Consider the following 24,492-nt stretch of genomic DNA (forward strand, 5'->3'; position numbering starts at 1 on the left):
ATGAGCGATAGTTTCGTCAGGACCGCTATGCTGGCGCAGGAACCGCCACCGCCGGGAGAAAAGGGCGCTGCCGCCTGGATACGCCGCAACCTGCTTGCGACGCCCAAGGATATTGTCCTCACCCTACTGGCAGTGGCCTTCCTCGCCTGGGCTCTGCCGCATGCCATCAACTGGCTGTTCGTGCAGGCGGTCTGGACCGGCCCGGACCGCACCTTCTGCGCCACAACGGTTCAAGGCGGCATCCAGCCTGACGGCTGGAGCGGCGCCTGCTGGGCCTTCGTCAACGCCAAGTTCGACCAGATCATCTATGGGGGTTACCCTATCGACGAGCGGTGGCGGCCGACGCTGGTCGGCATTCTCTTCGTACTCTTCCTGGTACCGATGCTCATCCCTTCGGTGCCGCGCAAAGGCCTGAATGCGATCCTGCTCTTCATCGTGTTACCGATCGTCTCCTTCTTTCTGCTCTACGGCGGCTTCGGGCTCGAAATCGTCGAGACTCCCCGCTGGGGCGGACTGATGGTGACGTTGGTGCTGTCCTTCGTCGGCATCGCGGCCTCTTTCCCGCTCGGCATTCTCCTGGCACTCGGCAGACGCTCGCATATGCCGGTCATCCGCATGGTGAGTGTCATCTTCATCGAGGTCGTACGTGGAGTGCCGCTGATCACGGTGCTCTTCATGGCCAGCGTCGTGCTGCCGCTCTTCCTGCCGGCAGGCTGGACCGTCGATAAACTGCTGCGCGCGATCGTGGGTGTATCGATATTTGCCTCCGCCTATATGGCTGAAGTCATCCGAGGCGGCCTGCAAGCAATTCCGAAAGGTCAGTTCGAAGGCGCCGATTCGCTCGGCCTCGGCTACTGGCAGAAGATGCGGCTGATCATCTTGCCGCAGGCGATCAAGCTGGTCATCCCCGGCATCGTCAACACCTTCATCGGCATGTTCAAGGATACCTCGCTGGTGTCGATCATCAGCATGTACGACCTGCTCGGCATCGTTCGCTTTCTCTTCATCGATCCGAACTGGGCAACGGCGGTAACGCCGTTAACCGGGCTGATTTTCGCCGGCTTCGTCTTCTGGCTTTTCTGCTTCGGCATGTCACGTTATTCAGCGTTCATGGAACGCCATCTCGACACCGGCCACAAACGATAAAAAGAGGAACATACAATGGCAGAAGCCCTTAATAAGAAACTGACCGTGTCGGCGACCGACGTTGCCGTCGAGATCGTCAACATGAACAAGTGGTACGGTGACTTCCACGTTCTTCGCGACATCAACTTGAAGGTCATGCGCGGCGAACGCATCGTCATCGCCGGCCCATCGGGCTCCGGCAAGTCGACGATGATCCGCTGCATCAACCGTCTGGAAGAACACCAGAAGGGCCAGATCATCGTTGACGGCACGGAACTGACCAACGATCTCAAGAAAATCGATGAAGTGCGCCGCGAAGTCGGCATGGTATTCCAGCACTTCAACCTCTTCCCGCATCTGACGATCCTGGAAAACTGCACGCTGGCGCCGATCTGGGTGCGCAAGATGCCGAAAAAGCAGGCCGAAGAAGTGGCCATGCACTTCCTGAAGCGCGTCAAGATCCCCGAACAGGCCAACAAATATCCGGGGCAGCTATCGGGCGGCCAGCAGCAGCGTGTGGCGATTGCCCGCTCGCTCTGCATGAACCCGAAGATCATGCTGTTCGACGAGCCGACCTCGGCGCTCGATCCGGAAATGATCAAGGAAGTGCTGGATACGATGGTGGGCCTTGCAGAAGAAGGCATGACCATGCTCTGCGTCACCCACGAAATGGGCTTTGCCCGCCAGGTCGCTAACCGCGTTATCTTCATGGACCAGGGCCAGATCGTCGAACAGAATTCGCCGGCCGAGTTCTTCGACAATCCCCAGCACGAGCGCACCAAGCTGTTCCTCAGCCAGATCCTGCACTGATCAGGCAGATATAATATTCAAAAACCGCCGGCTGACTGCCGGCGGTTTTTTCCTGCGTCTAGCGGGGAGCCGTAGAGCGCAGCAATTCTCACAGCCCCGCGAGGCTAGAACGTCACCGCTGGGGATAGATACCGGCAGCGAATAAGCATCTTCTTCCGCTCATTGACGACATTTTCCGGCATCGCTGGACCACCACTGCGGGCGTGGGGCGGCTGGACGCTGCCCCACCAGCCGCAAATGCCCGTTGCAATCGTTCTCGCATCAATTACTGCCGTCGTTCGGGCGAGACTTTCGCGCCTCGGTCGTGCTGGAAGAGGCTGTTTTGCCATCCGGTTGCTGGCCGAAATAGGTTCCGCCGAGATGTCCGCCGGCGCTGGTGTTTTCTACCTGCCGCTCTGTTTTCTTGCGAATGTCGTCTGCATTAGTCTTGCTCATTTTGATCTCCATTGTCTGAAAAACGGACATCTGGACAACCGATGCAGGCCGATAGGGTTCCACAAAAGATAACCGCGGCAGCTTGGCGCAGGCCTCTCTGGGAACCAAAATGACGGCAAAGACTTTCCTGCCTTGGTTATGACAAAGCCGACGTTATATCCTTCCAGCGATATTCACAGGAGACGAAAATGAAAAAGATACTCGCGACCACAATCGCCGCAGCCTCGTTGCTCCAGACCTTTGCCATGAGCGCCAGCGCGGCAGACCTGGTACGGACGGAGCCGCCGGTCGCTCCTGATGTAAGCGGGGGCGTGAAGATCGGTTATCTCGATTGCGAAATCGGCGGCGGCGTCGGCTATGTGCTCGGTTCTTCCAAGCAGATCGATTGCGTCTTCCAGCCTACGAGCCGGGGCGAATCGCCTGAACATTACAGCGGTGCTTTGCGCAAGTTCGGCGTGGATCTCGGTTTCACCACGCGTGGTCGCCTGCTTTGGGCAGTCTTCGCGCCGACAGCCGGTTATCATCGCGGTTCGTTGGCTGGCCTCTACCAGGGCGCGACCGCTGAAGCAACGCTCGTCGGCGGCCTCGGCACCAACGTGCTATTCGGCGGCACGTCCGGCTCGATCCATCTGCAGACGATCAGCGTGACCGGTCAGCTCGGCCTCAACGTTGCCGCAACGGGCACGTCCATGACGCTGACACCCGAAGGCTAAGTCGGCAAAATCGGAGAAATTGGGCTGGCCGCGCATTCAATGCCGGCCGGCCCTTATTCTGTTACTGAAATCATCGTCCACGGCGAGCAGAAGTCCGCGGTTCAGTTCAGGAAAACCCAAATCTTTGAATACAATTGCACCCCGACGTATACGTTCGGAGTCAAATCCTGTGTATCCGGTTAGATTCTTCAAATTCGGTTGCCTAAAATGAGTCGGCTCTTGGCGTGACAGTCGAAGCCTCCGGACGCAAGAGCTGATAGTCATTTGCGCTCTGTATGCGAGAGTTATGGTAGGAATGTCGGCTCCCGCCACCGTAACCACCACCCTACCGAAATCGTCCCTCGCGAAATCTCGCAACCGCCCTGTTCCAAGGGATTGATACAGAAAGGCTTGAGCTTTGCCACCTGTATCGATCTTGAAACCGATTGGAATCGAACCTATCTTTTTCTCGCTCCCGGCAGGAGCACGCCGCCCGTCAGTTGCGAAGCTGTTGACAGCACTGCCTTGGTGAAAAGTCGAACCCGTTCATGTTCTTGATCGGGCTCAAGAAGTGGTTGACGGGTGACGCTTCAAAAAGAGTCCGGGAGAAAAGAACATGTCCATCAACGACATCAGGCCTACTACAATCGAGGGCATCAAGCGCCTTGCGAAAAGCATCTCCAAGCAGGACGACGTTGCCCATTCAGTGGGTCTTGATCGCGCATCGGTTCGAGCCGGTTTCTCAAACTACACCAACGCTCTGCGGGCGCTAAAAGCCTCAACGATCGTTCCGTCGTCGTCCATTTTCTCCACGTTCATCAGCGTTCATTGGCGGAACTCGAAGACAAAGGCGAGTGGCACCGAGATCATCGAGGTTTCGCTGCCGAAGCCCCTCGACGAGATCATCGCAGCTCGCCAATACAAGCAGGCTCGCGGACTAGGATACTTTAATCGGTTGGCGTCCGACCTGATCCACTGCCAGAGGAATATAGAAAGTGCGGATTCAGCTCTTACCCTCGCGTGTAAAGCGGCGCGTACATTGCAGTTCATGGCTTCTACCGGACTTAGGCCGTCCTCAAAAAGCATGCCCATCAGGGGTGATTTTGGACGCAACCTCCCCGGAAGAGATCATGGCAGCAGCTGGTACGATCCTATCGAAAAGCGTTACCTCTTCGTCGACGAACCCTACGCGGCAGCGGTAAAGGATCGGCAGCAGGAGCGCAGTGCATGGTCTCTCCGCAATCGCTGGGAAATTGCCAAGCCGCTCTGGGCTGGCATGTACTATCCGGAAGGCGGCAGTGAGCTTTATCTGATTTCGGATGGGCAGCAAGGCGTGCCACTGGGACCTGTCCTTTTGGCGCTGTCACGCATGCCCGCCCCTGTTGTACCCGAAAATTGCAAACGGGTGACCATGACTGATGGCGAGTTGTTTCGGTCCCCCGGAGAGCTACGCGACGCAGAAGAAAAAGCTCAGAAGGCGAAACAGAAGCGCGGTCCCCGGACGACGGGCAATACTGTGCCGTACCGGATGGTGATGGCCTCTGGCCGGCGGCCGAAAGCAAAAATGGCTATCGCCACGCATCAGCGTGTCGGCCAATTGTTGAAGGATGTTATAAGTGCGACCCGGCAACGAGCCGGGATCGTCAACAGGCTCGCCTCCGTTCGTTCGGAACTGGATGATTGGGTCCAGCTTGAGTATGACGGTAACGCTCTGCCGGACGATGTATTCTTCGAACTCTACTATCATGAGCGCAACATTGTGCCCGATGATGAGGATGGTATCGCCGGCCGCAGCCTTCACATCGAACGCTTGCAGGAAGCGATGGCGCTGATCGCCTCCTCTTATCCCGATTGCAAGCCAGTTCGCGGGCTGCTTCGAAAGCTCAATCTTGCGCTTCAGTCTCTGACGAGTTGGAAGTGAACTTCAGCGCGCCTCGGGGCATGACCTTGAGGCGCGCTCGGCACCAGATTGCCACCCATGTCTTAGGTACGTTCTGTTACCTATGTCTTCGGTATGGACAAAGATAAAGATGGCGACCCCTGCAGGACTCGAACCTGCGACCTGCTGCTTAGAAGGCAGCTGCTCTATCCAGTTGAGCTAAGGGGCCGTTTCCATGTCGCGATCTCGCGGCATCAGGCATTTCCGTATCGAGCCGAAGACGGATCAGTGCGTCCAGGGCTGGGTACGGGTATAGCGGAAATTGTCCGGGTAAGCGACAACCTGGCGTGCAGGTTCCTTGGGCGCGATCACGCGGTATTCGATGCCGTTGCGCTTGGCATAGGCTTCGGCAAGTTCCTGAGTTTCGAAGGTCAGCTTCAGCTGCTGGCGCATATCGCCTGAAGACGTGTAGCCCATGATCGGATCGATCTTGCGCGGCTGCTCCTGATCGAACTCAAGCACCCAGAGATGAGTCTTGGCCTTGCCGGACTGCATTGCGGTCTTGGCCGGACGATAGATCTTAGCAGACATGACTGCGGCGCCTCCGATATGCGGGCAACGCCCGCCTTTCATAACCCAGCCTGGGATCAGGCTTGCTTCCACACCGAACATTGCAGGAAGAAGTGAATTTTGCTTATCCGCGAATCCCCGTTTTTTCAAGGGAAAAGCGCCGCTGCCACAGTATCGGTGGATCGATGAAACCGATTGTCGAACAGGGCGTTTATTGCACAGAGCGCTTAAAGCGCACCTCGTAGCCGGGCGTGGATAAGCGGGCAATCCTGCCACACAATCCGAAATGTTTCGGATTGTTGCATGTTTTGATCGCTTTCTAATTGTTATGACCGGCATAGGCGACTACGATGTCTACTAACCGTTGTGATACGGGTGAGAGCTATGAGAACCTCTGCAGAATTCCATGCCATCATGATTGGAGCAAGCATCACTGCGTTTTTCTATGCAGTGATCAGCTATGCCCAGTATGTCGGCCTGCTTGCTCAGGGCTGAATCACAGACGCTTGAACAGGCGTGCTTTGCGACGTAAATAGCACGTCACCATCTTCTTGAGCGAGAAACGTCCCGAGCAAAATCGCCGCTATAGCGACAGAGCATGGATAAGCGGCGAAGCCCATCTCGAATTGCGGAAAATATTAGGAGAATAATGGTCGGAGTGGAGAGATTCGAACTCCCGACCCTCTGGTCCCAAACCAGATGCGCTACCAGACTGCGCTACACTCCGAGCCTTTGATGGGAGCGGGAATACACGCTTCCCCCTGCCCTAGCAACCCCATAAATCTGCCTGCCCCGGCAGTTTTCACAGGCTTACTTCGCCTTTTTCGTTGTCGTGGCGCTGACGATGCGATCACCGGGGCGGATATTGAGCTTGTGGGCTGTGCCGGCATTCACCTCGAGCACATAGCGAACGTCACCCATCGAATCGATGATATCGCGGGAATAGGGTGTCGCGTCTTCCTTGATATGGGTGATCACGCCCCTGTCGTCCGCAAAGAGCATGTCGAGAGGCAGGACGGTATTTTCCATCCACATGGTTACACGCCGCGATACGCCGAAATCAAAGATCATGCCGGCGTCTTCAGCCATTGCCTTGCGGAACATCAGACCGTAGGCGCGCTGGTCGCCGGTGGCAGCGATCTCTACGGTGAAGTGCAGCATTTTGCCGGCAGCCGTCTGGATGATCAACGGTTCTCTATCGAAGTGCATGTCCTCCTGCGCGAATGCCGGCAGGGCGGCCATGAAAAAAAGCGCCATAAAGGCGCTTCTCAACATCTCAGAAGAAAACAGGCTGCGCATCAGTGAGACCGGCCAACCGGACTCGGAACGTCAGGATGGATTTCGGCAGCCATCAGGCCCTTCTCGCCGTCGCCAAAGCGCACCAGCACCACCTGTCCGGGACGCAGTTCGGTGAGGCCGAAGCGCCTTAGCGTTTCCATATGCACGAAGATATCTTCCGTGCCCTCACCGCGGGTCAGGAAGCCGAAGCCCTTGGTACGGTTGAACCACTTTACCAGCGCGCGCTCGAGGCCACTCGTTGCCGTGACCTGCACATGGGTGCGAACCGGCGGCAGCTGCGAGGGATGGACCGCAGTCGACTGGTCCATGGAAAGGATCTTGAAAGCCTGGTAGCCACGCTCGCGGCGCTGAATGAGCGCGACGATGCGGGTGCCTTCAAGGATGGTCTGGTAGCCGTCGCGGCGCAGGCAGGTTACGTGCAGCAGTACATCCTGCATGCCATTGTCGGGTACGATAAAGCCAAAGCCCTTGGCCACGTCGAACCATTTCACCACGCCGGTGATTTCAACGAGGTCAACCGGTTCCGCCGACAACTCTTCAATGTCGGTGAAGCCATTCGATGAAATCCTGTCAGCCATGTCGCCAGCCCCTCAATACGCGTCACACTGTTACGGTTAACTGATTCTTGAAATCAAGATTAACATCTTGGTAACGGATAAGCGCAAGTCCTAGTTTTCGGTTATTCCCAACTGTACATTTTATCGAGATGACTTGCCCGAAGCTGGTGTCTGTTACTCCAGATGGGCTAGCCTAAATAGAGAGAGGAAACACAATGCGTTATCTCCACACCATGGTTCGCGTCAAAGACCTCGACGCTTCCCTCCATTTTTACACCACACTCTTCGGACTCGAGGAAATCCGCCGCCATGAGAACGAGAAGGGCCGCTTCACGCTCGTTTTCCTGGCCGCTCGCGATGATCTCGACCGCGCCCGCAGCGAAAAAGCCCCTTGTCTGGAGCTTACTTATAACTGGGACACGGAGGATTATACTGGAGGACGCAATTTCGGTCACCTCGCCTATGAGGTGGATGACATCTACGCGATCTGCCAGAAATTGATGGACAACGGCATTACGATTAATCGCCCGCCGCGCGACGGCAATATGGCCTTCGTTCGCTCGCCCGACGGCATCTCGATAGAGATCCTGCAAAAGGGCGAAAAACTGGCTCCGGCCGAACCCTGGTTATCCATGGGCAATACCGGCGCCTGGTAAGCCAAGCTGCAGGCAAGCTTCACGAGGCACTCTCCGGTTCCATCTTAACGGAAGCGCGCTTTCGGGCGCCTTCCGCATTCACCGGAGAATTCTTGGTTGACCAGAAATAACAAGCGGATTGCTCCTTCGCGCCGACGGGCTGTCGGTGCTTTGCTGATCGCCAGCTCCATCCTGGCGCTTTCCGGCTGCGTCTCCGACAAGAAGGCGCTTGATTCGGCCGCCGTCGCCACACCGGCCGCGGAGGGACAGCCGGCGCCGAGGCTTGCAGCGGCAATGCCCGCCGCATCGTCCACTGCTTCGAAACAGCTCTATCGCGATCCATTGCTGACCAATGTCTCCGGCGTCGATCCGCAGGTTGCGGCTCAGGATCCGAATGCGGCAACGGGTCCGACCGTCGGTCCTGCCATGCAACAGCAGCAGCCGGCCAATATCGGCGGTCTCGTCATGCAGTCGACGCGAATCAATGCGCAGGCGATGAGCATCTTTTCCGATCATCAGCCGCTGCCGCAGAACAACTCGACCTCAACGGTCATTCAGCCGCAGGGCGTAAACGCCTACGCACCTGAGAACGCCGGCCCAAGGTCGAGCGTGTTCAGCGCCCCGCCCGAGCCCCAGCAAGGCGGGATGCTGCCGCAGCAATCATCGCAGAATACCAGCACGAAGCTTGCACCTGATCAGACCGCCTCGCTTGTCGGCGGAAATATTCCGGGATCGACGATGAACGCGCTCTACAGTGCGCCGAAGCAGAACCTGCTCAGCAGCCTCTCCGGGCTTATTCAGAAGGCATCGCTGCCCGGCATGACGCGCATCGCGCCAAATGGCCTGCATGTGCAGAACGACAGCGTCCAGGTCGGCTGCTTCAAGCCGGACCTCATGCGGGTCATCAAGACAGTCGAAACTCATTTCGGCAAGCCAGTTGTCGTCACGTCAGGCTACCGCGATCCGCAGCACAACCGTGAAGTCGGAGGTGCAGAGGAATCGATGCACAAGAGCTGCGAAGCAGCCGATATCCAGATCAATGGTGTCAGCAAATGGGATATCGCCGAATATATCCGATCGCTCCCGAACCGCGGCGGCGTCGGCACCTATTGCCACACGGATTCGGTCCATCTGGACACGGGCAATGCTCGCGACTGGAATTGGGGCTGTGGCCGCAAGAACGCGCCGGTTGCTTCGGCAAGGGCGATCTGACCTTCACTCCTCTGAAAGCATAACGTAGGGGAAATGGCCGGCAGGGGATTTTCGTCCGCCGCTGCAGCTCTTTGATTCCGCTGCAATAATCTTCATTTTCCACAAGCGGAAATGGCCTGTCATTTTTTTGAAAAATTTCGAATTTGCCGCTTGCGGGATCGGAAGTGCCTGACTATAAGGGCGCCACCACAGCACGCGCCCTTCGTCTATCGGTTAGGACGACAGATTTTCATTCTGTAAAGAGGGGTTCGACTCCCCTAGGGCGTGCCACTTCTTCTTCCAAGTCGATACTATACTTACCGCTTGCGGAGCGCGTTGCGCTTTCCTATTTGAGTTGCAGGCCTGCGCCCTTCGTCTATCGGTTAGGACGACAGATTCTCATTCTGTAAAGAGGGGTTCGACTCCCCTAGGGCGTACCAAAAAGAGCCGTCGACGGAAGTTTCACAAAGAACGAAATCGTCCCTGCACCTGGTGACCGACGGCTGCAGGCCAACAATTCAGGCAGTGATAGATCCGGCGAAGACAATCATTCCCCTCCCTTCTCCACTTTTCCACAAGCCCAGCAAAAATCTGCATAATCCGGCGAAAAATTCTCATTTTGCCGCTTGCGGTACAGAAAGGTGCTGACTATAAGGGCGCCACCACAGCACGCGCCCTTCGTCTATCGGTTAGGACGACAGATTTTCATTCTGTAAAGAGGGGTTCGACTCCCCTAGGGCGTGCCACTTTCCTCAATTATTTCCTTTTATTTTTATAGAGTTATTTCGGCACGCTCGCTGCCGCGATGGGCGGATTGAGGGTGGCATGCTGCTTGTTATGCCCGTCACTCTTCCTCGCGGAAAGCAACCCTTTTCCGGCCGCAGCCGACCCGCCCTCTTGGCCGATTGCCTTTCGGCCGGTCACTTGGCCGGCGCACCATCACTGATGCGCAGCTGGATTCTGCGCGAGCCCTGATAATGTTCGGCACCGAGAGAGCCTGCGACATGCAGGTTGGCGCCGCGAGAGTTGAGAAGCAGATTGCCGAGGGGCGTTTCCGCAGCCCTGAAGGCGATGCCGTCGAGGCGAGCACCGTCCATGGCTTCCAGCGTCACCTTCACATGCCGCTCGCCGACTAGGCGGGAATCGCGCACACGATGCGCCGGCACGGCAAAAATTGGTTGCGAATGTCCAGAGCCATAAGGGCCTGCCGTTTCCAGACGGTCGATGAGCTCGATCGTTGCACCACTTGCAGCGATGGCGCCATCGATCTTCAGCGTTTCATTGGCGGCCAGGGCCGACACCGTCTTCTGTGCCTTCTCTGTAAAGAAGGCTCTCAGGAGGCCAAGCTTGCCGCGCTCAACGGTAAGACCGGCCGCCATGGCGTGACCACCGCCCTTGACGAGCAGTCCCTCATCGACCGCAGCACGAACCATCCTGCCCATGTCGAACCCGCTGATCGAACGGCCAGAGCCCGTACCTTTGCCTGATGGATCGAATGCGATGGCGAAGGCGGGTCGCTTGAACCTCTCCTTCAGGCGCGCGGCAATGAGGCCGACAATACCGGGGTGCCATTTCTCATGCGCGGTGACGATGACGGAAGCTCCCTCGCCGTCTCCATACTCGGCCATCGCTTCGGCCTCGGCCTCCTGCAGCATGACCGCTTCCATGGCTTGTCGTTCGCGGTTGAGCTCATCCAGCCGCTGGGCGATGGCTTCCGCTTCCATGGCATCGTCGAGCGTCAGCAGGCGGCTTCCCAGCGCTGCATCGCCGATTCGCCCGCCCGCATTGATGCGCGGCCCGATCAGGAAGCCAAAATGATAGGGCGTAACAGGCCCAGCCAAGCCCGCCTTGCGGAATAGTGCCGCAAGACCGGCATTGCTCTGGTGGCGCGCGGCGACCAACCCCTTGACGACATAAGCGCGGTTGAGGCCCTTGAGGGGCACGACATCGCAGACGGTCGCGAGTGCCACGATATCCAGCCATTGCAGGAGATCGATCGCGAGAATGCGCTTGTCTCCGGACTCACGCAGCAGGCGCAGCGTTGCCACCAGCACCATGAAGACGACGCCGGCCGCGCAAAGATGCCCTAGCCCGGAAAGATCGTCTTCGCGATTTGGATTGACGAGGGAGTGGCAGGGCGGCAGCTCGTGTGTCACCTGGTGATGATCTATGACAACGACATCGATGTTACGGTTCGCGGCAGCCGCCAGCGCCTCATGACTGGTGGAACCGCAGTCGACCGTGACGATCAGGCTAGCACCGTTGTCGATCAACTGATTGATGGCCGTCGGGTTGGGGCCGTAACCTTCGAAGATGCGATCAGGAATGTAGATATGCGCCTTGACGCCGAAATGGGTCAGGAAGCGATACATGAGCGCGGAGGACGCAGCGCCGTCGACATCGTAATCACCGAAGATCGCCACGGGCTCACTACTTTGGATCGCAGCGGCAAGACGCTTGGCTGCCTTCTCGCAGTCCGTCAGCTTGTAAGGGTCGGGCATGAGGCTGCGGATGGTGGGATCGAGAAATTCGAGGGCCTCGTCCACGGTCACGCCACGGCCGGCAAGCACACGTGCGATCAGATCCGGCAGGCCGTGCATCTGCGACATGGCGAGCGCGCGGTTCTGCCCCGCCTGATCGAGACGTGAAACCCAGCGATTGTCGAGAACCGATTTTTCGACGCCCAGGAAGGCACGCGGTACCGGATCGACCTGATCTGCCATGCCAAACTCCGCTTTCATCATCTGCCCTTTTTACAGATGCAGGGAAGATAGCAAAGCGGTGATTTCAAGCCTGTGGATTACCAGAAAATTGCCCGGATAACCAGGCCGATAGCAAGCAACTGGACGAAGAGGATCGAAAGCAGGATCAGGAACGTGGCCCAATTCCGCCCTCGCGGCCCCTCGCATTCAAGGGCCGCTGCCGGCTTCGTCGGATCATATCTCTGTAATTCCCCCCGAGGACTCTCAAGCTCGGTGTGAGCATGATCATCCGTATGCTCAATATTCCTCAACCCACGACTCCAACAGTTCAGGGATCGATTATATCGACATCTGCATATCTGTTAATATAGACTTTGGTGAAATGCTGTAATTGCCACAGAAAATCCGTCCGAGCGGCCCGGACGGCTCAGTCGTTCCAATTGGCACAAAGTGTCAGGATTCTTCCTTGGGACGTTCGATGCGGATCACCTGTGGTTCGCCGACGAGATAGCCCTCTTCCTTGATCGCCGCGACCGCCTTGCGCACCGAATCCTCCATCGTTGCATGGGTGACGAGGATGATCGTCTGATGATGCGAGGGCGCCAGATGCTGCTTGGAACGCTGGACGATCGATTCCAGCGAAATCTGGTTTTCTGCCATGCGGGTGGCGACGCTCGCAAAAACGCCGGTGCGGTCGAGAACGGTCAGGCGGATGAAATAACCACCCTCGTGGCTCTGGATCTGCGCCTTGCGGTAAGTCTCCAGCGACTTGGCGGGATGGCCGAGAACGGGAACGCGCTGGGCGCCCGGCTGACTTTTGGCGATGTCGGCGATATCGCCGAGCACAGAAGAGGCCGTGGCACTGCCGCCGGCACCTGGGCCGACCATCAGCAGTTCGCCGAGAATATCGGATTCGATTGCGACCGCGTTGGTGACACCATCGACCTGGGCGATGACTGAATCGACTGGCACCATGGTCGGATGCACCCGCTGTTCGATGCCGGTGTCCGTGCGCTGGGCGACGCCAAGCAGCTTGATGCGGTAGCCGAGATCGGCTGCGGCGCGGATATCCTCGATCGAGATATTGGTGATGCCTTCGAGATAGATGTCGTCAGCAGCGATCCTGTTGCCGAAGGCAAGCGTCGTCAGGATCGAGAGCTTGTGAGCGGTGTCGTTGCCTTCGATGTCAAAGGCCGGATCGGCCTCGGCATAACCGAGGCGCTGGGCTTCCTTCAGGCAATCGGCAAAGGACAGGCCCTCTTTCTCCATCTTTGTGAGGATGTAGTTGCAGGTGCCGTTCATGATGCCGTAGATGCGCGAGATCGTGTTGCCCGTCAGCGATTCACGCAGCGCCTTGATGACAGGGATGCCGCCGGCAACGGCCGCTTCGAAATTCAAGAGCGAGCCCTTTTCTTCCGAGATCGTCGCGAGCTCCACGCCGTGATAGGCAAGCAGCGCCTTGTTGGCAGTCACCACATGGAGACCACGAGCGAGAGCCGTACGAACAGCGATGTTAGCAACACCTTCTGCACCACCGATCAGCTCGACGAAAACATCGATGTCGGCCTTTTCAGCCAGTTCTTCCGGGCGCTCGTACCAGGTGATGCCGGTCAGATCGATGCCACGGTCTTTCGCGCGGTCGCGAGCGGAAACTGCCGTAATCGCAATCGGGCGGCCGCAGGTGACTGCAAGTTCGTTGCTCTTCTGCTTGATGATGCGAACAAGCGAGGCGCCAACGGTGCCCAAGCCCGCAATGCCGATTTTAAGGGCATCTGCCATGGATCGATCCTGAAATGTCTGGTGAGAGACAGCCGCAATTTTGCGGCTGTCTTCGAGGTTGGAATTAACGGTGGGCGTTGAGCGAGATGACGTTATGCATCGTCTCGTCGGCCGTCGACATGAACTTCTTGATATTGCGCGCAGCCTGGCGAATTCGATGCTCGTTCTCGACGAGGGCCAGACGCACGTAGTCGTCGCCCATCTCACCGAAGCCGATGCCCGGGGCAACGGCGACGTCGGCCTTCTCCACCAGGAGCTTGGAGAATTCCAGCGAGCCAAGATGCCGGAACTTTTCCGGGATCCTTGCCCAGGCAAACATGGTGGCGGCCGGCGGCGGCACTTCGAAACCGGCCTTGCCGAAGCTTTCGACCATGACATCGCGGCGACGCTTGTAAACGTTGCGGACTTCCGCGATGTCGGAACCGTCGCCGTTCAGCGCATGGGTCGCCGCAACCTGGATCGGCGTGAAAGCGCCGTAATCCAGATAGGACTTCACCCGCGTCAGCGCCGCGATCAGTCGTTCGTTGCCGACGGCAAAGCCCATGCGCCAGCCGGGCATGGAGAAGGTCTTGGACATGGAGGTGAATTCAACCGTCACATCCATAGCGCCCGGAACCTGCAGAACCGACGGTGGGGGCTCGCCATCGAAGTAGATTTCCGAATACGCGAGGTCCGAGAGCACGATGATGTCGTGCTTCTTCGCGAAGGCGACGACATCCTTGTAGAAGTCAAGACTGGCAACAAAAGCCGTCGGGTTCGACGGATAGTTCAGGATCAGGGCCAGCGGCTTCGGGATCGAGTGGCGGACGGCGCGTTCGAGCGGCGGAAAGAAGCTTTCATCCGGCTCGACCGACATGGAACGGATCACCCCGCCTGCCATCAGGAAGCCGAAAGCATGGATCGGGTAGGTCGGGTTCGGGCAGAGAATGACGTCGCCCGGGGCGGTGATGGCCTGCGCCATATTGGCGAAGCCTTCCTTGGAGCCGAGGGTGGCGACCACCTGCGTGTCCGGGTTCAGCTTCACGCCGAATCGGCGTGCATAGTAGGCAGCCTGGGCGCGGCGCAGACCGGGAATGCCCTTGGAGGACGAATAGCGGTGGGTGCGCGGGTCCTGAACGACTTCGCAGAGCTTGTCGACGATCGCCTGGGGGGTCGGAAGGTCAGGGTTTCCCATGCCGAGATCGATGATGTCAGCCCCGCCCGCTCGCGCGCTCGCTTTCAAACGGTTGACCTGTTCGAAAACGTAAGGCGGCAAACGCCGGACTTTGTGAAACTCTTCCATCTCTTTCCCCATGGAAATGCGGCCAACTTGACCGCTGTCGAAGCTCGTTCCGTCTCCCGGCATCTGCGATACGAGCTTCAGACTCGCAGCGCCGTATTCCTCTTCAGCTTAACTGCGCGGCAAATCTTTGACGGAGAAGCCGCGCACGACGCGCATTATCGGGAAAATTGCATCTTCCGATCCATCCGGAAGGCCTTGCGTCCAAATCGCCCTAAAGGCAAGGCTTATTTGGTGATTTCGGAGAGGGTTTCGGCGCCGTGCCGGGCCGCCAGTTCCCGCATCTCGGTTACGCGGCGCTGATACTCGGCTTCCGAGATCGCACCCGACTGGCGCTTGGCGCTGAGGGCCGTCAGCTGATGCTGAAGCTCGGCCGCCTGTTCGTCGCTCATCTGCACGTTGGCGGCCGTCAGTGGCGCACCGAACGACGGGTAGCCGTCCCGGCTTTTGGTCAGGCCGCCTTCAACGGGTTCGCCCTTGGAGGCCGGCATCACGACAGCCGTCGGCGCTGCCATGCGCTGGGCGAAGGCCTTCTTCTCCTCGGCTGTCTTGTTGCATCCGGCAAGCGCAAAGGCCATGGCCGCCGCGCAGATTGCTGCGGTGCGGGTGAAGGTCGCGATATGCCCAATGCCTGTCGTCGTCATGCCTAATGATCCAATCCTGCCTGCTTCGACTGTTAAATTCGTCGCAGCGACAAAGCAATAGCATGAGAGCGGGCGGGCGGAACTTGTTTTCTTCGATACAGCAGATGTACAACGAACAAACAGTGGATGCTGCCGCCGGAGGAAGTGCGTGACCGACAGCAAGCGGGAGAATGGTGCCAAGGTGGATTTCGACGCCAAGGATCTCGATCCCTATCTCCTGAAGGATCCCGAGGCCATGGCGATGAACCTCGCCCGTGCGCTCGAAAATCTCGGCAAGGCAGCTTCGGCATGGCTTGGCCCGCGCGAGCGCGGCGAAATCTCCGACACAGTTGCCGAACCCGTCACCGATATAGTGAAGACGCTCTCCAAGGTGACAGAATACTGGATTTCAGATCCGCGCCGAACCTTCGAAGCGCAAACGCAGCTGATGGGCTCGTTCTTCGGCATCTGGATGAACTCCATGCAGAGGATGCAGGGCAGCCCGGTGGCAGCGGAACCGGTCGCTCGCGTCGATAAACGTTTCGCCGACGAAGACTGGCAGAAGAATCCCTTCTTCGAATTTTTAAAGCAGGTCTATTTCGTGACTGCCGACTGGGCCGAAAAGCTGGTGGCCGAGACTGAAGGACTCGACGAGCACACGAAACACAAAGCCGGCTTTTATGTGAAGCAGATCACCGCGGCACTCTCACCCACCAATTTCGCGCTCACCAATCCGCAGGTCTATCGGGAAACGATTGCGACCAGTGGCGAAAACCTCGTGCGCGGCATGAAGATGCTGGCCGAGGATATCATTGCCGGTCGCGGCGAACTGCGGCTTCGCCAGACCGACATGACCAAATTCGCCGTCGGCCGCGACATGGCGCTGACGCCCGGCAAGGTGATCGCCCAGAACGAGATCTGCCAGATCATCCAGTACGAGCCTTCGACGGAAACCGTGCTCAAACGGCCGCTGCTGATTTGCCCGCCATGGATCAACAAATTCTACATCCTCGATCTCAACCCGCAGAAATCGTTCATCAAATGGTGCGTAGACCAGGGACATACCGTCTTCGTCATCTCCTGGGTCAATCCGGATAGCCGCCATGCGCTGAAAGATTGGACGGCTTACGCAAGGGAAGGCATCGATTATGCACTGGAAACGGTCGAGAAGGCGACCGGAGAGAAGGAAGTCAACGCCATCGGCTATTGCGTCGGCGGCACGCTCCTTGCTGCTACGCTGGCGCTGCACGCCAAGGAGAAGAACAAACGCATCAAGAGCGCGACGCTTTTCACCACGCAGGTCGATTTCACCCATGCCGGCGACCTGAAGGTCTTCGTCGACGAGGAGCAGTTGCAGGCGCTGGAAGCGCATATGCAGGAGCTCGGCTATCTCGACGGTTCACGCATGTCGACGGCCTTCAACATGCTCAGGGCAAGCGAACTCATCTGGCCCTACTTCGTCAACAACTACCTGAAGGGCCAGGAGCCCCTGCCCTTCGACCTCTTGTTCTGGAATGCCGATTCGACTCGCATGGCTGCTGCCAATCATGCCTTCTACCTGCGCAACTGCTATCTCAGGAATGCGCTGACCAAGGATGAGATGGTCCTCGACGGCAAGACCTTGTCGCTGAAGGACATCAAGATTCCCATCTACAATCTCGCGACCCGCGAGGATCATATCGCGCCAGCGAATTCCGTCTTCCTCGGCAGCCAGTTCTTCGGCGGCAAGGTGAAGTTCGTCGTCGCGGGTTCCGGCCATATTGCCGGCGTCGTCAACCCGCCGGACAAGCATAAGTACCAGTTCTGGACCGGCGGACCGGCCAAGGGCGACTATGATGCATGGCTCGCCAAGGCAAAGGAAACGAGGGGTTCCTGGTGGCCGCACTGGCATGCATGGATCGAGTCGCAGGCCGGCGAGCGTGTGGCTGCCCGCAAGGTGGGCGGAGCAGCACTCAATGCGATCGAGGAAGCTCCGGGCAGCTATGTGATGGCGCGCAGCTGATGGCAGAAAATTTTCTGGCCATCGGAGCAACAATCACCGAGTGACGACACGCGATGGAGAGCAAGCCTTTGAAAAATAGGTTTCTCTAAAATATTACGTATCTTTTCGCGACAATCGAAACAGAGTGCTTCGCCTGTAAACCAATTGGAAACCATAGTTCGTCATCATTAAGAAACGGTCGCATGTCGCGGATAGGCCAAAATTCGGCCTTTTTGGGCAGTTAGCGCCTCCGGCAAAGATCAGTCAGTCAGGCTGCCGGCCTGCGTAGCGCGTTTTGGAAGACGAGTTGAGTATGGCGTTTGCGGTAGGGACGTTCAATGACGTCGCCCCTTTTGGCGGATCCCCTGTTCGTTCAGGCAGGTCTCGCGGTTTACTCACCGGCATCGCAATCGCCGGACTTTTGACCTCCACATGGCTTATCGGCACTGTTGCAACAATGCAATCCGTGCCGATGCCGTTCTCTTCGCAGAAGGAGATTTCCCCGGCTGCTGTCGCGTCAAGGGCGACACCTGCTGCCGTTATGCATGAGCGGCTCATCCGCGTGAACAAGGCGTCACGCCTTGTTGCATTCGATGCCAAGCCGGTAGTGCCTTTGACGGCACAGCTGATCCAGTCATATGCGGAAAGCACATCTGCTGCCTCGAATGCAAAGCTGGCTCTCTCCAAGACCAATCGCCTCGCCGTTGCAGTCGCGCAACTTCAGCCGGTCGCCCTCTCCGACAATCCGCGCTTCAGCAAGGAAGATACCATCAAGACCTCTGGGCCGGCCGTCGATACCGCTGCCGCCGCGCCCGCCGAAGATGACGCCGACCGGATCATCATTCCGTCGAAGGAAGCAATCGCCGAGGCTGAAATGCCGGCTATGCTCGCGCTTGCCGAAGCCGGGCCGCGCGTAACGCCCGTTCCGATCGAGCCACTGCCGACCAACCGCGCTGCCGCTCCTGCCGCCGATAGCCGGGCAGAGATCGAAGTCGCCGAAGCGGAGGATGGCGCGCCGCCCTTCGATCTGGTTCTTGCGCCCAACGAGGACTCCGTACCGCTGCCGATGGCGCGGCCCGACGGCCTCGTCGGCAAGCCGGCGCCGGCCACCAAGGGATCGCAGCGAACTGCCGAGCCTGTGCTTGCCTATGCCAAGCCGAATTCACCGATCGAAGATAACGACGACGATGCGGTGCCGCGCTACGACAAACCGGTCTTTACACCGCGCCTGCGCGCCGGTGTCGCGATCTACGATATCGAAAACGCGACGGTTTACCTGCCGAACGGCGAGCGGCTGGAGGCTCATTCCGGTCTCGGAAAGATGCGCGACAACCCGCGTTACATTGATCAGAAGATGCGCGGACCGACGCCGCCGCACACCTATAACCTGACGATGCGCGAAGCCCTGTTCCATGGCGTGGCGGCCATTCGCCTGACGCCGATACAAGGTTCCGACGCGATCTTCAACCGGGTCGGTCTGCTGGCGCATACCTACATGCTTGGCAAGAACGGCGATTCCAACGGCTGCATTTCCTTCAAGGATTACAAGCGCTTCCTCGCCGCCTACAAACGCGGTGAAATCCGCCAGCTCGTCGTCGTGCCGCGGATGAGCAACAAGCCGACCTCGACGCTCGCTTCGCTGTTCTCCTCACGGACCTAAAGATTCGCCACGAGGAAATCGGCGAGCGAGTGGCTTTCCGCCGACAGGCGCAACCGTCCTTTGACGAGGGCGAGTTCCGATGCCGGCTGCGGATCGAAGCCGTCGACACTTCCAAGCTTCCTGTGCTCCGGCAGAACCGCGTCCGACGGCAGCAGGCTGATGCCGAGGCCGCATGCGACTGCCGCCTGTACGCCCATCAAGCCCTGGCTCGTATAGGCTATGCGCCAGCGCCGTCCGCTGCGCTCGATGAAGCGGATCGCCCTTTCACGGTAGATACACCCAATCGGAAAGACGGCGAGCGGCACCGTTTCGTCCCTCGCCGAAGGCCTCATGCTCTCCACCCAGACCAATTCTTCTTTCCAACTTGCCAGAGAGGCACCGTCTCCGGGTTCGCGCTTGATCAGCGCAAGATCGATCTCGCCGACTTCCAGAAGGCGACGAAGCTCGACGCTCCAGCCGCTCACCGTATCGAGCCTTATATGCGGAGAGGCGGCGGAAAAACCCGACAGGAGATCAATCAGTCTGCGGCCGGCAAAATCCTCGGGCACACCGAGCCTGACGGTCTTGGGAGCAGCAGGCTGGCGCATCACATCCATTGCCTCTTCTGCTGTCGCCAGGAGACGCCGCGCATAACTCAGGAGTACCTCGCCCTCCTCCGTCGTCTGGATGCCACCTGTCGACTTGTCGCGCAGAAGCAGGGTGTGGCCGATGTTGGCCTCGAGCTTCTTGATCTGCTGGCTAACGGTGGACTGGGTAAGGTGAACACGCTCAGCCGCCCGCGTGAAGCCGCCGGCATCGACGACCGCTGCGAAGGTCCGGAGGAGATCGAGGTCGAAGGCGAGGCTCATTCGATTTTCCACTATCTGTAATTATCACATTTAATTTCTCAATGGCGGTGTTCTTTGTCAACATGAGGCAAATCATGGAGATGAGAGATGACCCTTTCCGGAAACCAACCAACCTGGCTGACCTTCGATTGCTACGGGACGCTGATCCAATGGGATGAGGGCCTGCTTGCCGCCATGGATGCGATATTGTCGGCCAAGGGCAAAGATATCGACCAGACGAGCTTCATTGCCGTCTATGACCGCCATGAGCACGAACTGGAACAGCAGAAGCCGTACCGATCTTTCAAACAGGTCACGGCTCTCGCATTGCAATTGGCGATGCAGGAGTTCGGCCTGCCATTTGACATTGCCGATGCCGATCTGCTGACCTCGTCGATCGGCCGGATGCCGCCCTTCCCCGAAGTGGTCGAGACGCTCGGCAAGCTGAAGGCTGCCGGTTTCCGGCTCGCCATCATCTCCAATACGGACGACGCGATCATCGCGGGCAATGTCGCGCAGCTCGGCGGTTTCGTCGACCGGGTTATTACCGCGGAACAGGCGGAAGCCTATAAGCCGTCGCCGGAGATCTTCCGGCACGCCTGGAAAAGACTCGGCATCGGGAGGGATGATCTCCTGCATATCTGCGCCAGCCCGCATCTTGACCTTGCCGCCGCACGCGAACTCGGTTTTCGTACGATCTGGGTCGATCGCGGCACGGGAAGGACACCGCTCAGCGACTACCGCCCCGACGAGACCGTGCCGACGCTCGACAAGGTGTCCGCTCTTTTTGCCGCAAACGGCTGGATGTAATTGACGCGATTGGAGACGAAAAATGGCTCATGAACTGAACCTGGCGAAGGGACAGTCGGCGATACTGCGCAACCTGCCCCTCGATACGGACGAGATCTGGCAGGCGCGTGTCGATCTAGCGGCGTGCCTCAGGATGGCTGCACGGCTCGGGCTCGAGGAGGGCATCTGCAACCATTTCTCGGCAGTCGTGCCCGGCCATCCCGATCTCTTTCTCGTCAACAGGCTTGGCTGGGCCTTCCAGGAAGCGACCGCCTCCTCACTACTGATCTGCGATTTTGAAGGCAATGTCGTTGCCGGCGACGGCGTGCCCGAGGCAACCGCCTTCTTCATCCATGCCCGGCTGCACAAGATGTCGGCGCGCGTCGGCGCGGCCTTCCACACGCATATGCCGAATGCGACGGCGCTCAGCATGGTCGAAGGCGATCCCTTCATCTGGGCCGGACAGACCGCACTGAAATTCTATGGCCGCGTCGCCGTCGACGAGAACTATAACGGACTGGCCCTCGATGAACGGGAGGGCGACCGGATCGCCGCCGTACTCGGCAATAAGGATATCCTGTTCATGAAGAACCATGGCGTCATGGTTTGTGCGCCAAACATCGCCGAAGCCTGGGACGATCTCTACTATCTGGAACGTGCGGCAGAGGTTCAGCTCAAGGCGATGAGTACCGGGCGTTCGCTGATCCCGGTTCCCACAGATATCGCTGAACAGGCGGCAAAGCAGATGCGCGAAGGCGATCCGGAAAGTGCGCGCCTGCATCTCGAAAGCGTCAAGCGCGTTCTCGACCGGCAGGTGCCGGAATACCGAACGTAAGCCTCGCTTATTTCAGCCACATACCGATGCGCTCTGCCGCCTCGGCGATCTCGGCCTCGGAACCGGCATAGGACATGCGCAAGGTGCGCGGTCCTTCCACCGGATCGAAATCAAGGCCAGGTGTGGCGGCGACATTAATCTCCGCCAGCATGCGCCGCGCGAAGTCCATGCTGTCATTGGTGAAGCGCGACACATCGACATAGGCGTAGAAGGCGCCGTCCATCGGCGACGCCGGCGCAAGCCCGATCTTCGGCAGCCGGTCGAGCAGCAATTCGCGATTGGCGGCATAGCTTGCCTTGACGCGATCCAGCTCCTCGCTGGCGCCGAGCGCTGCGGTGGCGGCGATCTGCGAAAGTTCCGGCGGCGAGATGTAGAGGCTCTGGGCGACGCGTTCGATCGGGCGCACCAGCCGGTCCGGCAGTACCATCCAGCCAATGCGCCAGCCGGTCATGCAATAATATTTGGAGAAGGAATTGATGACGATTGCTTCGCCCTTCAGCTCCAGTGCAGTCGTCTCTTCGCCTGCGAAGGTGAGGCCGTGATAAATCTCGTCGGAGATGAAGGCGATGTCATTGGCATCGCAATAAGCGGCAAGCGCCTTCAGGCCTTCGCGGCCGGTGACTGTGCCAGTTGGATTAGCAGGACTTGCCAGCAGCACGCCCTTCAGCTTCACGCCCTTTTCCTGCTGGATCGCTTCGAGGCTTTCGGGCGTCAGCGTGAAATGCGTGTCCGCCGTGACAGGCACTTCGACCACATGGAGGCCAAGAGCACCAAGGATGTTGCGGTAGGCCGGGTAGCCTGGCCGGGCGATGGCGACCGCGTCGCCGGCATCAAAAAGTGACAGGAAAGCGAGATTGAAGGCGGCCGATGAGCCTGTCGTGACGGCGATGCGGGCTGGATCGATCTCGAGGCCATGGCGATCGCGATAATGCCAGGCGAGCGCATGTTTCAGCCGTGCTGTGCCAAGCGCGTCCGTATAGCCGATGCGTCCTTCGGCGAGCGCCGTGCGGGCTGCGTCAAGGGCTGCCCGGGGTGCGGGATGCGAGGGCTGGCCGACAGCCATGGAAATCACGGGATGACCGCCTGCACGTCTCTTCGTCGCTTCGGCCAGAACATCCATGGCGTGGAATGGTTCGACTTCGCTGCGTTTCGATATGGAAAACACCATCACTTCCTGCCTGGCTTCACATAAAGGCCAGACAATTGCCGCAATAATCGGCTCATCACAATCCCGCGAGGGCTTGGATCGGAGGAAAATTCCTGTTTGATGGCGGCCCGACGCGCCGTAATTTGATGCGGACGCATCCAAGCCCATTAACCCGGCGATGATATTTTTCGCTTCGAAAATCCATCAGCCGACGACGAGGATACCATGGCCTTCTTCTCCAAAACGCTCACCGCGCTGGCGCTTGCAGCCTCTATCGCACTTCCGGCTCAGGCATTTGCATTCGATGACCAGCAGAAGAAGGAACTGGGTGAATTCATCAAGCAGTATCTGATCGAGAATCCGGAGATCATGCTCGAGGTGCAGGACGCGCTGCAAAAAAAGCAGCAGATGGCCCAGCAGGTGAAGGCCACCATGGCGATCGAGAACAATACGGACGGGATCTTCGATTCAAAAAATGACGTGACGCTCGGCAACCCGAAAGGCGATGTCACCGTCGTTGAGTTCTTCGACTATAATTGCACTTACTGCCGCCACGCCCTGCCCGACATGCAGGCGCTCCTGAAGAAGGACAAGAATGTCCGCTTTGTGCTGAAGGAGTTTCCGATTCTCGGGCCGGATTCGGTCGCGGCACATCGCGTGGCGGATGCCTTCCGCCGGCTTGCGCCGGAAAAGTACGGCGATTTCCACGTGGCGCTGCTCGGCAGCGACGGCCGCGCTTCCGAGGACACCGCAATCCAGGTCGCCTCTTCCCTCGGCGTCGGTGAAGACAAGATCCGCGCCGAGATGAAAAAGAGCCCGAACGATGACATCGTGCAGGCGACCTATCAGCTCGCCGCCAATCTCGGCATCAGCGGTACCCCATCTTATGTTATCGGAAACGAAATGGTGCCCGGCGCCGTCGGCATCGACGATCTCGAAGCCAAGGTAAAGAACATGCGGGCCTGCGGCAAGACGAGCTGCTGAGCCTGCGCCCATCAAATCGCCTAAATCGAAGCGTTTCAGCCATGTGGACAAACATGGCGCGACGTTCCCTGCCGATTCTGTAAGGGCTTTCAATAAGCCCGCGTGGAGTCTATAGGTGGCGCTCGCGCATTCCCGTGCCCTTGCTGCCAACAGCTGGGCATCTGACGCGATGAATACATTGAACCGCGTAGCGGTCGCTTGATTCCAAGAGAATCAAGAGCCACTGCGCCAGACGGAACATTCGATGACGCAAACGATCTTTGTCCTGAACGGGCCAAACCTGAATATGCTGGGCAAGCGAGAACCTGGCATCTATGGCGGCAAGACGCTCAAGGACATTGAGGCGGACTGCAAGGTTGCGGGCCGCGAACTCGGTTTCGACATCGACTTCCGCCAAAGCAATCACGAAGGCACGCTGGTGGACTGGTTTCACGAGGCGGACGAAAAGGCCGCCGGCGTTGCCATCAATGCAGGCGCCTATACGCATACGTCGGTCGCGCTGCACGATGCGATCCGTGCCATTTCCATTCCCGTCATCGAGCTCCACATATCCAACGTGCATGCACGGGAAGAATTCCGCCACAAGTCGATGATCGCACCCGCATGCAAGGGCGTGATCTGCGGCTTCGGGCCTCACAGCTACATCCTGGCGCTGCACGCGCTGAAGAACATCACGGCATAAGAAGAAGACAG

The 24,492-nt window shown here is 58.6% G+C and carries 22 protein-coding genes and 5 tRNA genes; 15 read left to right on the top strand and 12 right to left on the bottom strand.

Features of this window, described 5'->3' with window-relative positions; all coding sequences use genetic code 11:
• Together FHT92_RS00645 and FHT92_RS00650 are read left to right on the top strand one after the other, a co-directional pair.
• Positions 1-1,146 (top strand): amino acid ABC transporter permease, encoded by a 1,146-nt coding sequence (locus FHT92_RS00645; protein ID WP_183821915.1) that lies wholly within the window; start codon positions 1-3, stop codon positions 1,144-1,146.
• A gap of 15 nt (positions 1,147-1,161) precedes the next feature.
• Positions 1,162-1,935, top strand: coding sequence for an amino acid ABC transporter ATP-binding protein (locus tag FHT92_RS00650; RefSeq protein WP_183747545.1), 774 nt, complete (start codon positions 1,162-1,164; stop codon positions 1,933-1,935).
• 261 nt (positions 1,936-2,196) lie between these two features.
• On the opposite strand, the gene FHT92_RS00655 is transcribed toward FHT92_RS00650, so the two are convergent.
• Positions 2,197-2,370, bottom strand: a complete 174-nt coding sequence (locus FHT92_RS00655) for a hypothetical protein (protein ID WP_183747547.1) — start codon at positions 2,368-2,370, stop codon at positions 2,197-2,199.
• A gap of 188 nt (positions 2,371-2,558) precedes the next feature.
• On the opposite strand from FHT92_RS00655, the gene FHT92_RS00660 reads away from it, so the two are divergent.
• Positions 2,559-3,083 (top strand): DUF992 domain-containing protein, encoded by a 525-nt coding sequence (locus tag FHT92_RS00660; protein ID WP_183747549.1) that lies wholly within the window; start codon positions 2,559-2,561, stop codon positions 3,081-3,083.
• A gap of 595 nt (positions 3,084-3,678) precedes the next feature.
• A complete protein-coding gene (locus FHT92_RS00665) occupies positions 3,679-4,983 on the top strand; it encodes a DUF5623 domain-containing protein (RefSeq protein ID WP_183821917.1) in 1,305 nt (434 codons plus the stop codon).
• Between the two features lie 110 nt (positions 4,984-5,093).
• Here FHT92_RS00665 and FHT92_RS00670 read toward each other — a convergent pair.
• From FHT92_RS00670 to FHT92_RS00690, 5 genes are all read right to left on the bottom strand, one after another.
• Positions 5,094-5,170: transfer RNA gene (locus FHT92_RS00670), tRNA-Arg, on the bottom strand.
• Positions 5,171-5,226: 56 nt separating this feature from the next.
• Complete coding sequence (locus tag FHT92_RS00675) at positions 5,227-5,532, bottom strand: ETC complex I subunit (protein WP_183747555.1); 306 nt, start codon at positions 5,530-5,532, stop codon at positions 5,227-5,229.
• A 629-nt stretch (positions 5,533-6,161) separates the two neighbouring features.
• Positions 6,162-6,238, bottom strand: a tRNA-Pro gene (locus FHT92_RS00680).
• An 83-nt stretch (positions 6,239-6,321) separates the two neighbouring features.
• On the bottom strand, positions 6,322-6,810 hold the full coding sequence (locus tag FHT92_RS00685) for a DUF192 domain-containing protein (RefSeq protein ID WP_183821919.1): 489 nt from the start codon (positions 6,808-6,810) through the stop codon (positions 6,322-6,324).
• On the bottom strand, positions 6,810-7,388 hold the full coding sequence (locus FHT92_RS00690; protein WP_112545721.1) for a cold-shock protein: 579 nt from the start codon (positions 7,386-7,388) through the stop codon (positions 6,810-6,812). The genes FHT92_RS00685 and FHT92_RS00690 overlap by 1 nt, the downstream gene beginning before the upstream one ends.
• Before the next feature lie 194 nt (positions 7,389-7,582).
• Here FHT92_RS00690 and gloA point away from each other — a divergent pair, with 194 nt between their 5' ends.
• The 5 genes from gloA to FHT92_RS00715 all read left to right on the top strand — a co-directional run bounded on the left by gloA (position 7,583) and on the right by FHT92_RS00715 (position 9,939).
• On the top strand, positions 7,583-8,023 hold the full coding sequence (gloA, locus tag FHT92_RS00695) for a lactoylglutathione lyase (RefSeq protein ID WP_112545722.1): 441 nt from the start codon (positions 7,583-7,585) through the stop codon (positions 8,021-8,023).
• Positions 8,024-8,119: 96 nt separating this feature from the next.
• A complete protein-coding gene (locus tag FHT92_RS00700; RefSeq protein ID WP_183821921.1) occupies positions 8,120-9,214 on the top strand; it encodes a D-Ala-D-Ala carboxypeptidase family metallohydrolase in 1,095 nt (364 codons plus the stop codon).
• 195 nt (positions 9,215-9,409) lie between these two features.
• Positions 9,410-9,484, top strand: a tRNA-Glu gene (locus FHT92_RS00705).
• Between the two features lie 74 nt (positions 9,485-9,558).
• Positions 9,559-9,633, top strand: a tRNA-Glu gene (locus tag FHT92_RS00710).
• Between the two features lie 231 nt (positions 9,634-9,864).
• Positions 9,865-9,939: transfer RNA gene (locus FHT92_RS00715), tRNA-Glu, on the top strand.
• A 174-nt stretch (positions 9,940-10,113) separates the two neighbouring features.
• Here the strand turns inward: FHT92_RS00715 and recJ are convergent.
• From recJ to FHT92_RS00735, 4 genes are all read right to left on the bottom strand, one after another.
• On the bottom strand, positions 10,114-11,916 hold the full coding sequence (gene recJ / locus FHT92_RS00720) for a single-stranded-DNA-specific exonuclease RecJ (RefSeq protein ID WP_183821922.1): 1,803 nt from the start codon (positions 11,914-11,916) through the stop codon (positions 10,114-10,116).
• 432 nt (positions 11,917-12,348) lie between these two features.
• Positions 12,349-13,674, bottom strand: a complete 1,326-nt coding sequence (locus FHT92_RS00725; RefSeq protein WP_183821924.1) for a homoserine dehydrogenase — start codon at positions 13,672-13,674, stop codon at positions 12,349-12,351.
• A 64-nt stretch (positions 13,675-13,738) separates the two neighbouring features.
• Entirely contained in the window at positions 13,739-14,956 is a 1,218-nt protein-coding gene (locus FHT92_RS00730) for an LL-diaminopimelate aminotransferase (protein ID WP_183821926.1), read from the bottom strand.
• A gap of 224 nt (positions 14,957-15,180) precedes the next feature.
• A complete protein-coding gene (locus FHT92_RS00735) occupies positions 15,181-15,597 on the bottom strand; it encodes a hypothetical protein (RefSeq protein WP_183821928.1) in 417 nt (138 codons plus the stop codon).
• Positions 15,598-15,745: 148 nt separating this feature from the next.
• Between FHT92_RS00735 and phaC the strand changes: the two genes are divergently transcribed.
• Both phaC and FHT92_RS00745 read left to right on the top strand, forming a co-directional pair.
• A complete protein-coding gene (gene phaC / locus FHT92_RS00740) occupies positions 15,746-17,578 on the top strand; it encodes a class I poly(R)-hydroxyalkanoic acid synthase (protein ID WP_183821930.1) in 1,833 nt (610 codons plus the stop codon).
• 292 nt (positions 17,579-17,870) lie between these two features.
• Positions 17,871-19,217 (top strand): DUF2778 domain-containing protein, encoded by a 1,347-nt coding sequence (locus FHT92_RS00745; protein ID WP_183821932.1) that lies wholly within the window; start codon positions 17,871-17,873, stop codon positions 19,215-19,217.
• On the opposite strand, the gene FHT92_RS00750 is transcribed toward FHT92_RS00745, so the two are convergent.
• Positions 19,214-20,065: a LysR family transcriptional regulator gene (locus tag FHT92_RS00750; RefSeq protein WP_183821934.1), complete on the bottom strand. Its 852-nt coding sequence runs from the start codon at positions 20,063-20,065 to the stop codon at positions 19,214-19,216. The two genes, FHT92_RS00745 and FHT92_RS00750, sit on opposite strands and share 4 nt — an antisense overlap.
• An 87-nt stretch (positions 20,066-20,152) precedes the next feature.
• Between FHT92_RS00750 and FHT92_RS00755 the strand changes: the two genes are divergently transcribed.
• Both FHT92_RS00755 and FHT92_RS00760 read left to right on the top strand, forming a co-directional pair.
• Positions 20,153-20,854 carry a haloacid dehalogenase type II gene (locus FHT92_RS00755; RefSeq protein ID WP_183821936.1) on the top strand — a complete coding sequence of 234 codons (702 nt, stop codon included), beginning with the start codon at positions 20,153-20,155 and terminating at the stop codon, positions 20,852-20,854.
• Between the two features lie 22 nt (positions 20,855-20,876).
• The gene (locus FHT92_RS00760) at positions 20,877-21,668 is read left to right on the top strand and encodes an aldolase (RefSeq protein ID WP_183821938.1); all 792 of its coding nucleotides are present in this window, start codon (positions 20,877-20,879) and stop codon (positions 21,666-21,668) included.
• 7 nt (positions 21,669-21,675) lie between these two features.
• Here the strand turns inward: FHT92_RS00760 and FHT92_RS00765 are convergent, their stop codons facing one another.
• Positions 21,676-22,833 carry a pyridoxal phosphate-dependent aminotransferase gene (locus FHT92_RS00765; RefSeq protein WP_183821940.1) on the bottom strand — a complete coding sequence of 386 codons (1,158 nt, stop codon included), beginning with the start codon at positions 22,831-22,833 and terminating at the stop codon, positions 21,676-21,678.
• Between the two features lie 207 nt (positions 22,834-23,040).
• Here FHT92_RS00765 and FHT92_RS00770 point away from each other — a divergent pair, with 207 nt between their 5' ends.
• A complete protein-coding gene (locus tag FHT92_RS00770) occupies positions 23,041-23,799 on the top strand; it encodes a DsbA family protein (protein ID WP_183743542.1) in 759 nt (252 codons plus the stop codon).
• Between the two features lie 244 nt (positions 23,800-24,043).
• Positions 24,044-24,481 (top strand): type II 3-dehydroquinate dehydratase, encoded by a 438-nt coding sequence (aroQ, locus tag FHT92_RS00775; protein WP_183821942.1) that lies wholly within the window; start codon positions 24,044-24,046, stop codon positions 24,479-24,481.
• Positions 24,482-24,492 lie beyond the last annotated feature (11 nt).

Origin of the sequence: Rhizobium sp. BK377 (assembly GCF_014193935.1) — a bacterium.
Lineage (GTDB): Bacteria > Pseudomonadota > Alphaproteobacteria > Rhizobiales > Rhizobiaceae > Rhizobium.

Bases quoted from the DNA above. Each gene is read 5' to 3' on its own strand.
- FHT92_RS00755 (WP_183821936.1), top strand. From the start codon at position 20,153: ATGACCCTTTCCGGAAACCAACCAACCTGGCTGACCTTCGATTGCTAC.
- FHT92_RS00760 (WP_183821938.1), top strand. From the start codon at position 20,877: ATGGCTCATGAACTGAACCTGGCGAAGGGACAGTCGGCGATACTGCGC.
- FHT92_RS00645 (WP_183821915.1), top strand. From the start codon at position 1: ATGAGCGATAGTTTCGTCAGGACCGCTATGCTGGCGCAGGAACCGCCA.
- FHT92_RS00685 (WP_183821919.1), bottom strand. From the start codon at position 6,810: ATGCGCAGCCTGTTTTCTTCTGAGATGTTGAGAAGCGCCTTTATGGCG.
- FHT92_RS00665 (WP_183821917.1), top strand. From the start codon at position 3,679: ATGTCCATCAACGACATCAGGCCTACTACAATCGAGGGCATCAAGCGC.
- FHT92_RS00770 (WP_183743542.1), top strand. From the start codon at position 23,041: ATGGCCTTCTTCTCCAAAACGCTCACCGCGCTGGCGCTTGCAGCCTCT.
- FHT92_RS00675 (WP_183747555.1), bottom strand. From the start codon at position 5,532: ATGTCTGCTAAGATCTATCGTCCGGCCAAGACCGCAATGCAGTCCGGC.
- FHT92_RS00745 (WP_183821932.1), top strand. From the start codon at position 17,871: ATGGCGTTTGCGGTAGGGACGTTCAATGACGTCGCCCCTTTTGGCGGA.
- FHT92_RS00725 (WP_183821924.1), bottom strand. From the start codon at position 13,674: ATGGCAGATGCCCTTAAAATCGGCATTGCGGGCTTGGGCACCGTTGGC.
- FHT92_RS00750 (WP_183821934.1), bottom strand. From the start codon at position 20,065: ATGAGCCTCGCCTTCGACCTCGATCTCCTCCGGACCTTCGCAGCGGTC.
- FHT92_RS00655 (WP_183747547.1), bottom strand. From the start codon at position 2,370: ATGAGCAAGACTAATGCAGACGACATTCGCAAGAAAACAGAGCGGCAG.
- gloA (WP_112545722.1), top strand. From the start codon at position 7,583: ATGCGTTATCTCCACACCATGGTTCGCGTCAAAGACCTCGACGCTTCC.
- FHT92_RS00690 (WP_112545721.1), bottom strand. From the start codon at position 7,388: ATGGCTGACAGGATTTCATCGAATGGCTTCACCGACATTGAAGAGTTG.
- FHT92_RS00735 (WP_183821928.1), bottom strand. From the start codon at position 15,597: ATGACGACGACAGGCATTGGGCATATCGCGACCTTCACCCGCACCGCA.
- FHT92_RS00660 (WP_183747549.1), top strand. From the start codon at position 2,559: ATGAAAAAGATACTCGCGACCACAATCGCCGCAGCCTCGTTGCTCCAG.
- FHT92_RS00650 (WP_183747545.1), top strand. From the start codon at position 1,162: ATGGCAGAAGCCCTTAATAAGAAACTGACCGTGTCGGCGACCGACGTT.
- aroQ (WP_183821942.1), top strand. From the start codon at position 24,044: ATGACGCAAACGATCTTTGTCCTGAACGGGCCAAACCTGAATATGCTG.
- FHT92_RS00730 (WP_183821926.1), bottom strand. From the start codon at position 14,956: ATGGAAGAGTTTCACAAAGTCCGGCGTTTGCCGCCTTACGTTTTCGAA.
- recJ (WP_183821922.1), bottom strand. From the start codon at position 11,916: ATGGCAGATCAGGTCGATCCGGTACCGCGTGCCTTCCTGGGCGTCGAA.